We start from the raw sequence: 14,102 nt of genomic DNA, 5'->3' as shown, positions 1-14,102 counted from the left end.
GCGCCCCGGGTACGTTCGCCGTGTGCAGCAGATGCCACAGTTTGTCAGCAGAGTGGCGGCGGCCGCCGCGGTGTCCACCCTGATGCTCGCCGCCGGCGCCCAGACCGCCCCCGGGCAGGACGCCGCCGGTGCGATCGGCGGCGAACGGCTCGGCCGGTCCGACGTCCAGGTCGCCCCGCTGGCCGGGGCGCCTACGCTGCCGGCCACGTTGACCGGGCGGTCCTGGCTGATCGCCGACGCCGGCACCGGCGAGGTCCTCGCGGCCCACAACGCCCACCTCCAGCTCCCCCCGGCCAGCACCCTGAAGATGCTCTTCGCGGACACCGTGCTGCCCAAGTTCGACCGCACCACGGAGCACAAGGTCACCACGGCCGAACTGGCCAACGTCGGCGCCGGCAGCAGCCTCGTCGGCGTCAAGGAGGACCTGCCGTACCGCGTCGAGGACCTCTGGCGGGGTGTCTTCCTCAGCTCCGGCAACGACGCCGTCCACGTCCTCGCGCACATGAACGGCGGCCTCCAGCAGACCGTCGCCGAGATGCAGGCCCGCGCCCAGACCCTGCAGGCCCGCGACACCAAGGTGGTCTCCCCCGACGGCTACGACATGGACGGCCAGGTGTCCTCCGCCTACGACCTCACCCTGTTCGCCCGCGCCGGGCTGCGCAACGCCGACTTCCGCTCCTACTGCTCCACCCGCACCGCGCACTTCCCCGGCGGGCTCGACAAGCTCACCGGGCAGCGCACCAGCTTCGACATCGCCAACACCGACCGGCTGCTCGGCAAGTACCAGGGCCTGATCGGCGTCAAGAACGGCTACACCACCAACGCGGGCGCCACCTTCACCGGCGCCGCCCAGCGCGGCGGCCGCACCCTGCTGGTGACGGTGATGCACCCCGACACCCAGACCCGGGTCTACGACGAGGCGTCCGAGCTGCTCGACTGGGGCTTCGCGGCGGCCGGCAAGGTCCAGCCGGTCGGGCAACTGGTGGAGGACACCGCCGCCGTCCACCCGGCCGGCATCACCGGCCGGGGCGGCACCGCCGCCGCCGCGACCGCCGCCACCGCCGGCCAGGCGCGTCCGCAGGCCGTCCGGGGCAACGACCCCGGCCTCGCCCCGACCGCCTGGACGGCCATCGCACTCGGCGCCGTCCTCGCCCTGTGGGCCGCCGGGCGCACCGCCGCCCGCCGCCGCGCCGCACTCACCGCCGACCCGGGCGCGCTCCCCGACCCGGGCGCCACCGCCCTCGGCGGGCACCGCCACCGCGGGCTGGCCCGCCGGGCCCGGGCCCTGGTCAGGCACGCCCTGCCGCGCGCCCGACGAGAATGATCAGGCACGCCCTAGACTTCCGGCCATGACCACGCCCGACCCCGCTTCCTCCGGCCGGCTCGCCCGGATCGTCAGCCTCTCCTCCGGCAGCTACCTGCTCGTCACCACCTACAAGAAGGACGGCACCACCGTGCCGACCCCGGTGTGGGTGGTGCGCGACGGCGAGGCGCTCGGCGTCTGGACCGTCACCGACTCCTGGAAGGTCAAGCGGATCCGCAACCGCGCGGACGTCCTGGTGGGCCCCTGCGACGTCAAGGGCCGGCCGACCGGCGAGCAGTACCCCGCCACCGCCGAGATCCTCGGCCCCGAGCGCACCGCCGCCTACCGCACCCTGCTGCGCCAGAAGTACGGCCTGCTCGGCGTGCTCACCCTGCTCGGCAGCCGCCTGCGCCGCGGCGAGCGCGGCACCGTCGGCATCCGGATCACCCTCACCTGACGCGCCATCCGGCTGACGGGGCCCCGGTCACTCGCCCGGGCGGCCCGCGGGGGACGAAGGGCGTGGCAGGGCGTGGCAGGCTTGGCGGCCATGGGAGACGCCATGGAGCACAGGGACGCGGACGGGGCCCCGGGCGGGCTGCCGCTGCTGGTGGTCGACGGGGCCAACGTGGTCGGGTCGGTGCCCGACGGGTGGTGGCGGGATCGGCGGGGCGCCGCCGAGCGGCTGCGGGACGCGCTGGTCGCCGTCGCCGGGCAGGGACTGCCGGAGCGGCCCGGACCGCTGGAGGTGGTGCTGGTCGTGGAGGGCACGGCCCGGGGCGTGGACGGACTGCCCGAGGTGCGGGTGGTCGCGGCGGCCGGCAGCGGTGACGACCGGATCGTCGAGCTGGTCCGGGCGGCCAGGGCCGAACAGCCGGACCGGGACTGCCTGGTCGTCACCGCCGACCGCGAACTGCGGGCCCGGGTCGGCGCGCTGGGCGCGGCGGTCACCGGGCCGCGCAGCGTGCGGGGTTAGGGCCGGTCCCGTTCGGGCCGGTCGCGCGCGGCAGGACCGAACGGGACCCGTTCCGGGACGTAGCCCCCCTGGCCATGACCTCGGGTCACGGGCTGGAACGGCCCCGGGGCCGAACGCGTATGGGCGCCTCCCGGAACCGACCACGGGCACCGGCACCTAGTTGACGGGTAGTAGCCGGGGCCCAGCGCATCGGGAGGCGCCGTCCCCGACGCTACCTGGTCACATCGGGTGCGTCATCCGAATTAATCCGGGCCCGGGGCCTGCCGTACGGGTCTCGCCGAGCCCGCGGCGCCAGGGCGCTCCCACCGGTTCGGACCGTACGGGAACCAACCGCGCCCGCCGTCCGACTGCTGGGGGGTGAGTGCGAAGTCGCCGGGTGTCCGGCCCTTGAGTGTGCTGGCGGGGTTCGCCCTGCTGCTGGTGGTGGTGTTCGTGGTGGCGTATGCGGTGGGACGGCAGGCGGGCCCGGTGTCCCCGGGGCTGACGCCCGGGGGCGGCGCGTCGCCCGGGGCGCCCGGGATGGGCGGGCACGACATGGGCGGGATGCGATGAGCCCGGTCGCGGGGGCCGACGCCGGGGCCCTGGTGAGCACCGATCTGGCGGTCGGCGGGATGACCTGCGCGGCCTGCGTGGGCCGGGTGGAGAAGCGGCTGGCCCGGATCGACGGAGTGACGGCCGGGGTGAACCTGGCGACCGGTCGGGCCCGGGTGCTGCACCCGGCCGGGGTGTCGGTCGCAGAGCTGGTGGCGGCCGTCGAACGAGCGGGCTACACCGCCGAGTCGGCGCCCGCGGGGGCGGGCGGCGGGTTGCCGGACGAGGAGCCGGCGGAGCGCTGGCGGCTGCTGGTGACGACGCTGCTGGCCGTCCCGGTGGTGGTGCTGTCGATGGTGCCGTCCCTGCAGTTCCCCGCCTGGCAGTGGGTCTGCTTCGCGCTGGCCGTCCCGGTGGTGACCTGGGGGTCGGCCGGGTTCCACCGCCGGGCCTGGCAGGGGCTACGGCATGCGGCGGCCACCATGGACACCCTGGTCAGCCTGGGGGTGGTGGCGTCCTTCGGCTGGTCCGCGTACGCGCTGGTGTTCGGCGGCGCCGGGGAGGTCGGCATGCGGATGCCGTTCTCGCTGACCGCGGACGGCGGCGGCGCGGCGCACGTCTACCTGGAGGCGGCCGTCGGGGTGCCGCTGTTCGTGCTGGCCGGGCGGCTGCTGGAGGGCCGGGTGCGGCGGCGCAGCGGTTCCGCGCTGCGGGCGCTGGCCGAACTGGGCGCGAAGCAGGTGTGCGTCCGGGACGGCGGGACCGGCGAGGAGCGCCTGGTACCGATCGAACTGCTGCTACCCGGGCAGGAGTTCGTGGTGCGGCCGGGCGAACGGGTGGCCACCGACGGGGTGGTGGTCGAGGGTGGTTCGGCGCTCGACCTGAGCCTGCTGACCGGGGAGAGCGTGCCGGTGGAGGTCGGCCCCGGGGACGCGGTGGCCGGCGCGACCGTCAACGTCGGCGGCGCGCTGGTGGTACGGGCGACGGCCGTCGGCGCCGACACCCAACTCGCCCGGATCACCGCGCTGGTGGCGGACGCCCAGGCCGGCAAGGCCCGGGCGCAGCGCCTCGCCGACGCGGTGGCCGGGGTGTTCGTGCCGTGCGTGCTGGCGGGCGCGGTGTGCGTGCTGGGCTTCTGGCTCGGCGCGGGCGCGGCCCCGCAGGCGGCGGTGACGGCGGCGGTCGCGGTGCTGGTGGTCGCCTGCCCGTGCGCCCTGGGCCTGGCCACCCCGACGGCGCTGCTGGCGGCGACCGGGCGGGGCGCGGAGCTGGGCGTGCTGGTGCGCGGCCCGGAGGTACTGGAGAGCCTGCGCCGGGTCGACACCGTGGTGCTGGACAAGACCGGGACGCTGACCACCGGGCGGATGGAACTGGCGGCGGTGACGGTCGCCCAGGGCTTCGACTCTGAGCTCGGCTCGGGGTTCGACTCCAGGCTCGGCGAAGGTCTCGGCTCGGGTCTCGGCTCGGGTCTCGGCTCGGGTCTCGGCGAAGGTCTCGGCTCGGGTCTCGGCGAAGGTCTCGACGAGGGTGCGGTGCTGCGGCTGGCCGGCGCAGTGGAACACCGCTCGGAGCACCCGATCGGGCGGGCCGTGGCGGCGGCCGCGCGGGAGCGCTGCGGTCCGCTGCCCCCGGTGGACGGCTTCGCGGCCGCCACCGGGGTCGGGGTGTCCGGGGTGGTCGAGGGCCGGAGCATACGGGTGGTCCGCCCGGACGGCACGGCGCAGCCGCTGCCCGCCGACCTCGCGGACGCGGTCGCCGCCGCCTCGGACACCGGCCGCACGGCCGTGGTGGTCGAGCTGGACGGGCGGGCCGCGGCCGTGCTCGCCGTCGGCGACACGCTGCGCTCGGGCAGCTGGCGGGCGCTCCACCGGCTGCGCGGGCTGGGGCTGGAGACCGTCCTGCTGACCGGCGACGGCCCGGGCGCGGCCCGGGCGGTGGCGCGCGAGCTGGGCATCGAACGGGTGCACGCCGCGGCCTCGCCGGAGGGCAAGGCCGCGGTGGTGGCCGAGCTGCGGGGCGCCGGGCGGACGGTCGCGGTGGTCGGCGACGGCGTCAACGACGCGGTGGCTCTGGCCTCGGCCGACCTCGGGGTGGCGCTGGCCTCGGGCAGCGACGCCGCGATCGGCGCGGCCGGACTCACCCTGGTGCGCGGCGACATCGAGGCGGTGGTGGACGCCGTCCGGTTGGCCCGGCGTACCCTCGGCACGATCCGGGCCAATCTGCTGTGGGCCTTCGGCTACAACGTGGTGCTGATCCCGCTGGCGGCCGTCGGCCTGCTCAACCCGATGCTGGCGGCGGTGGCGATGTCGCTCAGCTCGCTGCTGGTGGTCGGCAACAGCCTGCGGCTGCGCACCTGGCAGCCCGGGCGCGGCACCTCGGCGGCCCGGAAGGGGGCGCGGCGATGAGCGCGGCGACGAGCGCGATCGGACGGCTGCGGGTGGTCGGCCCACCGGTGGGCGCGGCGGCGCTGACGCTGGTGCTGCTGACCGGGTGGACGGCGGTCGGCGGGGCCGGGCGGCCCCGGCCGGTGGAGGCCGGCCCGGGCTGGCTGCTCCTGCCGACGGCGGGCGCGGCCCCGGCCACGGCGGCGTTCTTCACGATCCGCAACCCGGGCGACGTGCCGGACGAACTGACCTCCGCCAGCTGGGAGTTCGGCGGCAGGATCACGATCAAGCGACACCTCCACCAGGGCGCCGCAGGCCGCTGGGAGCCGGTGGCCACCCTCCCGGTCCCGGGCCGCGGCGAGCTGGCGATGGCCCCGGAGGACGCCGACCTGATGATCGCCGACCCCCCACCCCTCCGGGCCGGCCAATGGGTGGACTTCACCCTCGGCTTCCGCCACAGCCCGGACCTCCACCTCAAGGCCCAAGTCCTCCCCCCGGGCACCCGCCCCCGCTGACCGGGCCGACGACGGCCTGGCACCCCCGGCCGACTGGTCCCCGACACCCGTCGGGGCGAGACCCGGAACCGCCGATGGCCCGGACCGCTGTGCGGTCCGGGCCATCCGTCGGAGGACGATACGAGATTCGAACTCGTACGGAGTTGCCCCCGACACGCCGGCGAAGGCGGGCCTACACGGGTGCCGTGCTGCCACGAGGTGCCCCATCACTCGGACGAGTGATGCGAGGGCATCCTTGCGCAGGAATCGCCTGAGCAGTTGGGAGAGTGGGGGTGTCAGTCGGCGAAGGCCTTCCTGAGGTCGGCCGCAGCATTGGCTGCCGACGAAACGCACGCAACCGTCCTTGCGCGCGATGTGCCCATCAAATCGAGGAGTGGTCTGAGCATGTCCAAAGTCACGACGTCGGGAACCTGGACTGCTGTCACCCCGACCCCGCCCAACGTCTCGGGCCTCAACACCGGCCACGTCACCTGGGGCACTCCCGCAGGTGGGGGCGGCAAGAGCGGCTACTCGTTCGCCGGTGGGATGATCGAGATGAAGGCTGACGGTTCAGAGGTGGTACTGGGCACCTTCACCCACCAGAACTTCCCCATCTACGGTGGTGGCGTCGACCGGTTCGATGTCGATCTCGTGGTGCGCATCCGGTTCGAAGAGGACAGCAAGGACCGCGAGTTCAGCTTCAGGTTCCACCACTTCGAGACGCCCAACGTCGGCCCCGTTCATGATGACGAGGTCGACCTGCCCACCCGGGTGTCCCCGGAGAGCGTGACCATCGACGGCGAGGAATACGCCGCCGTGATCACCGGCTTCAAGCGGAACGGAAAGATCGTCAACAAGTTCCTCAGCCCCGAGAACGGCGCCAACAGCGCCGACATCGTTGCCGTGCTCTCCCGCGTCGGCGCTCCGGACGTCATCATCACCGACGTCTGCCACAAGGGCACTGTCAAGTACACCCAGGCCGACGAGTACGTCGAGATCGTCAACCAGGGCACGGCGCACGCGGACATCTCCGGCTGGCTCCTCCACGCCGACGACCCCGGCCAGAACTTCACCTTCCCGCCCGGCACCACCCTCAAGGCCGGCCAGCGAATCCGTGTCTACACCAACGAAGTCCATGCCGAATGGGGCGGCTACTCCTTCGGTAGCGGACGCGCCATCTGGAACGACAAGGGCGACACCGCACACCTCTTCGACACCGAGGGCGCAGCCGTCCACCACTACGGCTACGGCACTGAGGCTCCCTGACCTCATTCCTTGTCGGCGGGCTGCGGGAAGGGTCGAGCACTGGCTGCGTGGCCCCGCTACGTGGCTGAGACCAGAACCGCGACCACAGATGATCGGGTTCTGCCTGGTCGAGGGCTCGATCGGGCGCAGGGACCACGGTTCAGCGGGCGGCAGATCGCCGCTCACCCGACACTTGATCACGTGAACAGGCGATCGACTCAAGGGGCGATGTCGCCACGCCCCGGCGAACCGGTCGTGCTGCGGCGCTTCACCCAGGATGACTCCGTTGAGGGACTGACGCGTCTGCTTCACCGCGCTTAATCCGATCACGTCGCCGCTGGGCGAGTCTTCTTCGCCTCGTACCAGTCCGTCCAGGACACGGCCAACCGCCTGAGGAAGGGCGAGTGTTGGATAGCTCTGATCGGGACTGAGTTGGTGGGCACCGTGACGTTGGCGGCTCCGTACGAGGCACCGGAGAGGTACCCGGCCCCGGCGGGTGCCGGTTCGTTCTGGCAGCTTGCGGTGGCCCCCTCACAGCGAGGGACGGGACTCGGGCAGCGTCTGCTGGCACTCGCGGAGGCACGGGTCGCTGCTCTCGGCTCAGCCCAGGTCGCGATCGACACATCGGCCGAGGCCACCGAGGTGCTTGGCTGGTACCGCCGGCGGGGGTACGTGCCGGTCGGGACGTGGCGGTGGGATGTGACCAACTACGAGAGCGTGGTCCTCCTCAAGGACCTGGCGGCGGCCTGACACAGGACGCGGCACGGGTTGCCGGTGCCTCCCCGGTGAGGGGGAGGCACCGGCAACCCGTGCCATGGATGACCTGGGGCTACTGGCCGAGAACTCGGGTCGCGTCCTGGACAGCGATGGCGAGCGCCTTGTCGAGTGCTCCGGCATGACGTCCACCGGCGCTGGCAATGGGGCCCTTGCCGCCGGCTCCGCCACCGACCGTGCGGGCGGCCGGGATGAGGATCTGGCTGGCCTGGGTGCCGGTGTCGTGGAGGCTGCGGGTGATCGCGGCGGCGAGGAGGGCCTTGCCGTCGTGTTCGGTGCCGAGGATGACGACGGCGTGGTCGTCGCCGAGGAGGTCGGCGGTGTCGGTGGCCAGGGTGCGGAGTTCGTCGGGGCCGAGGCCGGTGACGTTCTCGGTGACGTTCTCGGTGACGATTCGGCCGCCGGGGACGGTGCGGGCGGAGGCGGCGAGCTGCCGGGCGCGGGTGCGGAGCTCGGCGTCGCGGAGGCGGGCGAGTTCCTGTTGGGCGGTGGTGAGGGCGTCGAGGCGCTTGCGGAGGGTGTCGGGGGCGTCCTGGGGGCGGGTGCCGAGAAGGGTGGAGAGTTCTTCGAGGAGGCGGCGTTCGGTGTCGTAGTGGGTGAGGGCGTCGCGTCCGGTGAGGGCTTCGATGCGGCGGAGGTTGGAGCCGACGGAGGCTTCGCCGAGGATGCGGACGGGGCCGGCGCCCGCGCCGTGAGGGACGTGGGTGCCGCCGCAGAGTTCTCGGGAGAAGTCGCCGATGTCGACGATGCGGACGTGGTCGCCGTACTTCTCACCAAAGAGGGCGGTGGCTCCGGCGGCCTCGGCTTCGGAGCGGGTGGCGTGCCAGATGCGGACCTCGGGGTCGTCGAGGAGGTGGTCGTTGACGAGGGCCTCGATGGCGGCGAGCTGGGTGCGGTCGAGGGCGGAGAAGTGGGCGAAGTCGAAGCGCAGGCGCCCGGCGTCGACGAGGGAGCCGTGCTGGCGGGCGTAATCGCCGAGGGTGCGGCGGAGCATGGCGTGCAGGACGTGGGTGGCGGAGTGGGAACGGGCGACGGCATCGCGACGCGGGCCGTCGACGAGGGCTTCGGCCTGCTCGCCGGTGCGGATCTCGCCTTCGCGGACGCGGACGGTGTGAACGTGGAAGCCCTCCAGGCCGAGCCTGGTGTCCAGGACCTCCAGGAGCGCGCCGCCGGCGGTGCGGATGGTGCCGGTGTCACCGACCTGGCCGCCGGATTCGGCGTAGAACGGGCTGCGGTCCAGGACCAGTTCGACGGTGTCGCCCTGGTCGGCGCCGGGCACGACGGTGCCGTCAGAGACGACGCCGAGGATGGTGGCCTCGGTGTCGAGGCGGTCGTAGCCGGTGAAGTCGGTGCGGCCGTGGCGGGAGGACAGTTCGCGGTAGGCGTCCTGGCGGCGCAGGGCCTCGGCGGTCTTGGCCTTGCCGCCGGCCTTGGCGCGCTTCTGCTGTTCGGCGAGCAGGGCGGTGAAGCGGTCCTCGTCGACGCTCAGGCCGGCGTCGCGGGCGGCCTCGATGGTCAGCTCGACGGGGAAGCCGTAGGTGTCGTGCAGTTCGAAGGCGGTGTCGCCGGTGAGGGTGGTGGAGCGGCCCTCGCGGCTGCGGGTGACGGCGGCGTTGAGCAGCCGGGCGCCCTGGGTGAGGGTGCGGGTGAAGGACTCCTCCTCGGCGGTGACGACCTGCTCGATGAGGGCGGCCTGGCCCACCAGTTCGGGCCAGACGTCGCTGAGGTTGGCGATGACGCTGGCGGTGGCCGGGGCCAGGACGGGCTGGTCGATGCCGAGTAGACGGGCGTGGCGGATCGCGCGGCGCATCAGGCGGCGCAGGACGTAGCCGCGGCCGTCCTTGGCGGGCAGGACGCCGTCCGCGATGAGGTAGGCGATGGAGCGGGCGTGCTCGGTGACGACCTGGAAGGAGACCTTCTCCTCGCCGCCGGGGCCGCAGCCTGGGTAGTCGCGGCCGGCGAGTTCCTGGACGGTGGTGAGGGTGGGCAGGAGCAGGTCGGTGCCGCAGACGTTCTCGACGTCCTGGAGGATGGCGGCGAGGCGGTCGAGGCCGAGGCCGGTGTCGATGCTCTGCCGGGCGAGGTCGCCGAGGATCGGGAAGGTGCCGTTGTCGTCGTCCTCGCCGCGCAGGGACTGCATGAAGACGAGGTTCCAGATCTCGACGTAGCGTTCGCCGTCGACGGCCGGTCCGCCTTCGCGGCCGAAGGCCGGGCCCCGGTCGTAGTTGAGCTCGGAGGAGGGACCGCAGGGCCCGGGGACGCCCATGTCCCAGAAGTTGTCCGCGCCGAGCCGCTGAATGCGGTCGGCGGGGACGCCGATCCTGCGCCAGAGCTGCTCGGCCTCGTCGTCGTCCTGGTGGACGGTGATCCAGAGACGGTCCTTCTCCAAGTGGTAGCCCTGGGTGAGGAGTTCCCAGGCGTAGGCGATGGCGTCGGCCTTGAAGTAGTCGCCGAAGGAGAAGTTGCCCATCATCTCGAAGAACGTGGCGTGCCGGTTGGTGCGGCCGACGTTGTCGATGTCGGAGGTGCGGGCGCACTTCTGGATGGTGGTGGCGCGGGGGTACTCCGGGGTGACCTCGCCCAGGAAGTAGGGCTTGAACTGGTTCATGCCGGCGTTGGCCAGCAGCAGGGTCGGGTCGGAGGGGATGAGCGGGCTGGACGGGACGTGGCGGTGGCCACGCGAGGTGAAGAAGTCCAGGAAGGCGGAGCGGATCTGCGTCGAGCGCATGGCGGTATGGCCCTCACGGAAGAGTCGCGGAGAGAGGTGGGGTGATCACACGCCGAGCCGGGCCGAGAACGAGGACTGAGTGGTTCTCAGTTCTCCAGCTCGGCGCAGATAGCTCGCGCCCCCACGGTGTAGACCATGACTCCGGTATCCGTCGCTCTGAGGTGGCGCAGCCGACATGGGACGCAACGGTCCGCTGCGGCTGCGCCGCCAACAGTAGCCGGTCCGGTGTCAAGATCGCTTGGGGTTGTCCTCCTTGTGGCCGATGCCCACCAGGAGATGATCTTCCGGGTTCTTTCGGACGCGGCCATGGACAGCCCCCTGCCAGAGGAGCGGTGCCCAACGGGTGCGAACGCGACGGATCGGCCAGAGAGCCTGCCCACCGGATGCGGTCGTGCGACCGGTCCCCGGTGGGTCCCGGCAACTGCAACCAGAACGGCAACCACGGAACGACGAAGGGCCCGATCGCAGTGCGGTCGGGCCCTTCGTTTGCCCTGGCGGGCGAAGGCGGCGGATGCGAGATCCGAACTCGTGAGGGGGTGGACCCAACACGCTTTCCAATTCTCCCGGCGGTGACGGGTGGGTTGAGGAAGACCGATCCGGCCTGGCGGGCATCGGGACCGTGGGGGTCGAGGAGGAGTCCCCGGCCGTGACGGTTGACGAGGGCTGCGGCGGTCACCTCGGCGACGAGCGGACGGGCGCCGACCTGGACGCCGAGTTCGTCGGCGAGCGGCTGGTACGTGATCGGGGCAGCCGGTGAGCGGGTGAGGTGGAACGTCGCGGTGAGGATGGTCCAGCGGCCGGGGTCGCTCTTGAAGCGGCTGTCGCGGTGGCGGAGGCGGCATGCCTGGGCGGGCAGGGGCCGCAGTCGGCCCATGTCCCAATCCCATGCGGCGAGGTGGTCGAGGGCGTCGGAGACCTGCTGGCCGTAGGCTCCGGCGTTCTGGACGGGGGCGGCGCCGACAGTGCCCGGTATGCCGGCCAGGCACTCGATCCCGGCGAGGTGTTCGGCTGCGGCCCACTGGACGAGGTCGGCGAGCGGGTGGCCGGCCTGGACGGTCGCGGCCACCGTGTCGTCGCCCACCCGCTTCACGGTGATGCCCCGGATGTTCATCACGGCGACGGTGCCCTCGTGGCCGGTGTCGGCGGCGATGACGTTGCTGCCGTGGCCGAGGGTGAGGGGCGCGTCCTGCTGCCGGTCGCCGATCGTACGGACCAGTTCGAACCAGTCGTCGGGATCGGCGACCTGCAGGACGTCGCTGGCCGGGCCACCGAGCCGCAGGGTGGTGAGGGAGGCAAGCGTGGTGCTGGGCACGGGTGGCCCTCCTAGGGTTCGTCGGTGATCGCCTTGAGGGCGAGGGCCCGGAGTGGGGCGAGGCTGGTGCGGTTGTCCTGGTGGTGGTAGACGGCGTTGGTGCAGATGGCCAGGTAGCGGCCGGTGGCGGGGGCGAGGTAGAGGCTGGTGCCGGTGAAGCCGTGGTGGTAGGCGACCCGGCCCTCGTCGGCGAGGATCCAGGCCAGGCCACGGTCGAGGCCGGGTTCGATCTCGGCCTGCGGCTGCATGCTGGCGGTGAGCCAGCGGCCCAGGGGCCCATCGGTGGCGTGCGAGGACAGCAGGTGGGTGGCGAAGACGGCGAGGTCGGCCGGGGTGGTGAACACCCCGGCATGGCCGGCGACTCCGCCGAGCAGGGCGGCGTTGTCGTCGTGCGGCGTCCCCCACAGCCGGGGACCGCCGGTCAACCGCTGCTCGGTCGGGGCGACCTGAGCGGAGCGGGGCACTGGTCCGTAGGTCGTGCTCGTCATGCCGAGGTCCTGCCAGAGCTCGGCCGCCAGCTCGTCCAGGCGCCGGCCGCGACAGTGGGCCAGGGCCAGGCCGAGGAGGATGAAGCCGCGGTTGATGTAGCGGTGTCCGGCTCCGGGGGCGGCGATCAGCGGCTCTCCGCAGATCAGGTGGGCAAGCGGCTCGGCGCGGTGCCGGTACTGGTCGAGGCGGGTGTCGGCCCGCAGGCCGGAGGTGTGCGACAGAATCTGGCCGACCGTCACCTGACCGCCGGGTGCCTCGGCCGGGATGCCGGGCAGCAGCTCGCGCATCGGGGTGTCCAGGGTGAAGCCATCCATGAGGGAGGTGCCGACCAGCGGCCAGGTGGCCAGGACCTTCGTCAGCGACGCGACGTCATACACCGTGTCCGGCCCCGGCCGGGCGTCGCCGCACTCGGGGGCGACGACGCCGCAGGCCAGGTAGCCGGGGTCGGTGTCGAAGGTGCCGTGGGCGATGACGCCACCGGGCACGGTGCCGTCTGCGGTCGTCAGGTCCAGGCACTCGCGCAGGTCGGCGAGCGCGTTCGGCTTCCACGGCACGGTGGTGGTCACGGCTACTCCTGGTCGATCGTCAGGTGGGCACCGAGCGCGGCCAACTTCGGCAGCAGGCTGCCGTATCCGCGCCGCAGGTGGTACATCCCTCGGATCGTAGAGGTGCCCTCGGCGGCCAGGGCAGCGATCACGAGCGCGGTCACCGCCCGGATGTCCTCCCCGGCCACGTCGGCGCTGGTGAGGGCGGACCGGCCTTGGACGGTGATCACCGAGCCGGTCGCGTTGACGGCGGCGCCGAACGCAGTGAGGGCCGGCAGGTGGGTGTCGCGCTGGGTGTAGATCCGCTCGTCGATGCGGGAGTTGCCCTCGGCCTGGGTGAGGAAGGCGGTCAGCTGCGGCTGCACGTCGGTCGGAAAGCCCGGGTGCGGGCCGGTGGCCATCTGTACCGGTCGCGGCCCGGCCGGGGTGCTGACGGCCGTTCCGCCGTCCAGCGGGTCGAGCTGGATTCCGGCGTCGGCGAACACCGACACCAGCCCGTCCGGGAACGCGGCGGGCGGGAAGCCGTCCAGGTGGACGGTGCCGCCGGTGATGGCGGCGGCCAGCGCGAGCGTGGCGGCCTCCAGACGGTCTGGCGGCACGGTGAACACCCCGCCCCGGATCCGGTCGGTGCCGGTCAGGTTGAGAGCCGCCCTGCCCCGCCACTCGATGCCGACGCCGGCCTGCGAGAGCAAGGCAGCGGTGTGGGTGACCTCGGGTTCCACGCTGGGGTTGAGGATCGTGGAGGTGCCCGGGGTTCGGGCGGCCAGCAGCATCGCGGTGACCGTCGCGCCCAGGCTCGGCCCCCACGAGCGGGTCTCGGCGTCGGTGATGAACGGCAGCCGTTTGCCGGTGAAACGGGCCCGCACCCGGCCCCGGCTCACCTCGACCTCGGCCCCGGCGGCTTCCATCGCGGCCAGGTGCCGGTCGATGTAGCGGGCGCAGAAGGCGTCCCCGCCGGGGGTGGGGAAGGTGACCTTGCCGGAGCGGGCCAGCAGGGCGCCGCCCATCACCGCGGTGGTGCGGATGCGCCGTCCGAGGTCGTCCGGGATGACCGGGAAGTAGGAGTCGGCCGGGCGGGTGGCGAACTCGTCGCCAGTCACGGTGGCGCGGGTGCCGGTGCGGTGCAGGATGTCGGCGACGACCAGGGTGTCCAGGATCTCGGGGGCGCCGACCAGAGTCAGCGGGTCGTCGGCCAGGATGGCGGCGGCATACAGGTGCAGGGCGATGTTCTTGCTGCCCTGCACGGTGGTGGTGCCGACCAGGCGGTGGCCACCGGTGATGCGCACGGCCCGCGCGTCGGCGGTGGTGTCGGTGGTGGGCATGG

The 14,102-nt window shown here is 73.1% G+C and carries 11 protein-coding genes and 1 pseudogene; 8 read left to right on the top strand and 4 right to left on the bottom strand.

The features are described 5' to 3' along the window. Positions 1 to 31: 31 nt before the first annotated feature. From ACIQVZ_RS22970 to ACIQVZ_RS22935, 8 genes and pseudogenes are all read left to right on the top strand, one after another. Positions 32 to 1,324: a D-alanyl-D-alanine carboxypeptidase family protein gene (locus ACIQVZ_RS22970; protein ID WP_402452498.1), complete on the top strand. Its 1,293-nt coding sequence runs from the start codon at positions 32 to 34 to the stop codon at positions 1,322 to 1,324. Between the two features lie 25 nt (positions 1,325 to 1,349). Further along, entirely contained in the window at positions 1,350 to 1,760 is a 411-nt protein-coding gene (locus ACIQVZ_RS22965) for a PPOX class F420-dependent oxidoreductase (RefSeq protein WP_402452496.1), read from the top strand. A gap of 102 nt (positions 1,761 to 1,862) precedes the next feature. Continuing rightward, positions 1,863 to 2,276, top strand: coding sequence for an NTP pyrophosphohydrolase (locus ACIQVZ_RS22960; protein ID WP_402452495.1), 414 nt, complete (start codon positions 1,863 to 1,865; stop codon positions 2,274 to 2,276). Positions 2,277 to 2,663: 387 nt separating this feature from the next. Beyond that, complete coding sequence (locus ACIQVZ_RS22955; RefSeq protein WP_350879799.1) at positions 2,664 to 2,828, top strand: hypothetical protein; 165 nt, start codon at positions 2,664 to 2,666, stop codon at positions 2,826 to 2,828. After that, a complete protein-coding gene (locus ACIQVZ_RS22950) occupies positions 2,825 to 5,212 on the top strand; it encodes a heavy metal translocating P-type ATPase (RefSeq protein WP_402452493.1) in 2,388 nt (795 codons plus the stop codon). Before ACIQVZ_RS22955 ends, ACIQVZ_RS22950 begins: the two co-directional genes overlap by 4 nt. Next, positions 5,209 to 5,706 carry a copper chaperone PCu(A)C gene (locus tag ACIQVZ_RS22945; RefSeq protein ID WP_402452492.1) on the top strand — a complete coding sequence of 166 codons (498 nt, stop codon included), beginning with the start codon at positions 5,209 to 5,211 and terminating at the stop codon, positions 5,704 to 5,706. Before ACIQVZ_RS22950 ends, ACIQVZ_RS22945 begins: the two co-directional genes overlap by 4 nt. A gap of 384 nt (positions 5,707 to 6,090) precedes the next feature. Continuing rightward, positions 6,091 to 6,951: a choice-of-anchor K domain-containing protein gene (locus tag ACIQVZ_RS22940; protein WP_402452490.1), complete on the top strand. Its 861-nt coding sequence runs from the start codon at positions 6,091 to 6,093 to the stop codon at positions 6,949 to 6,951. Positions 6,952 to 7,296: 345 nt separating this feature from the next. After that, positions 7,297 to 7,680: pseudogene (locus ACIQVZ_RS22935) on the top strand (GNAT family N-acetyltransferase); the annotation flags it as partial. Positions 7,681 to 7,759: 79 nt separating this feature from the next. On the opposite strand, the gene alaS reads toward ACIQVZ_RS22935, so the two are convergent. The 4 genes from alaS to ACIQVZ_RS22915 are packed head-to-tail and all read right to left on the bottom strand — an operon-like array spanning position 7,760 to position 14,100. Further along, on the bottom strand, positions 7,760 to 10,432 hold the full coding sequence (alaS, locus tag ACIQVZ_RS22930; RefSeq protein ID WP_402452488.1) for an alanine--tRNA ligase: 2,673 nt from the start codon (positions 10,430 to 10,432) through the stop codon (positions 7,760 to 7,762). Between the two features lie 13 nt (positions 10,433 to 10,445). After that, positions 10,446 to 11,744: an FAD-binding protein gene (locus ACIQVZ_RS22925; RefSeq protein ID WP_402452487.1), complete on the bottom strand. Its 1,299-nt coding sequence runs from the start codon at positions 11,742 to 11,744 to the stop codon at positions 10,446 to 10,448. Between the two features lie 11 nt (positions 11,745 to 11,755). Continuing rightward, complete coding sequence (locus tag ACIQVZ_RS22920; protein WP_402452486.1) at positions 11,756 to 12,799, bottom strand: serine hydrolase domain-containing protein; 1,044 nt, start codon at positions 12,797 to 12,799, stop codon at positions 11,756 to 11,758. Positions 12,800 to 12,801: 2 nt separating this feature from the next. Beyond that, the gene (locus ACIQVZ_RS22915) at positions 12,802 to 14,100 is read right to left on the bottom strand and encodes a UDP-N-acetylglucosamine 1-carboxyvinyltransferase (RefSeq protein WP_402452484.1); all 1,299 of its coding nucleotides are present in this window, start codon (positions 14,098 to 14,100) and stop codon (positions 12,802 to 12,804) included. Positions 14,101 to 14,102 lie beyond the last annotated feature (2 nt).

Source organism: Kitasatospora sp. NPDC098663 (assembly GCF_044760075.1).
GTDB lineage: Bacteria > Actinomycetota > Actinomycetes > Streptomycetales > Streptomycetaceae > Kitasatospora.
This window is presented reverse-complemented; position numbering and strand designations above follow the sequence as displayed.

Bases quoted from the DNA above. Each gene is read 5' to 3' on its own strand.
- ACIQVZ_RS22970 (WP_402452498.1), top strand. From the start codon at position 32: ATGCCACAGTTTGTCAGCAGAGTGGCGGCGGCCGCCGCGGTGTCCACC.
- ACIQVZ_RS22965 (WP_402452496.1), top strand. From the start codon at position 1,350: ATGACCACGCCCGACCCCGCTTCCTCCGGCCGGCTCGCCCGGATCGTC.
- ACIQVZ_RS22960 (WP_402452495.1), top strand. From the start codon at position 1,863: ATGGAGCACAGGGACGCGGACGGGGCCCCGGGCGGGCTGCCGCTGCTG.
- ACIQVZ_RS22950 (WP_402452493.1), top strand. From the start codon at position 2,825: ATGAGCCCGGTCGCGGGGGCCGACGCCGGGGCCCTGGTGAGCACCGAT.
- ACIQVZ_RS22945 (WP_402452492.1), top strand. From the start codon at position 5,209: ATGAGCGCGGCGACGAGCGCGATCGGACGGCTGCGGGTGGTCGGCCCA.
- ACIQVZ_RS22940 (WP_402452490.1), top strand. From the start codon at position 6,091: ATGTCCAAAGTCACGACGTCGGGAACCTGGACTGCTGTCACCCCGACC.
- alaS (WP_402452488.1), bottom strand. From the start codon at position 10,432: ATGCGCTCGACGCAGATCCGCTCCGCCTTCCTGGACTTCTTCACCTCG.
- ACIQVZ_RS22915 (WP_402452484.1), bottom strand. From the start codon at position 14,100: ATGCCCACCACCGACACCACCGCCGACGCGCGGGCCGTGCGCATCACC.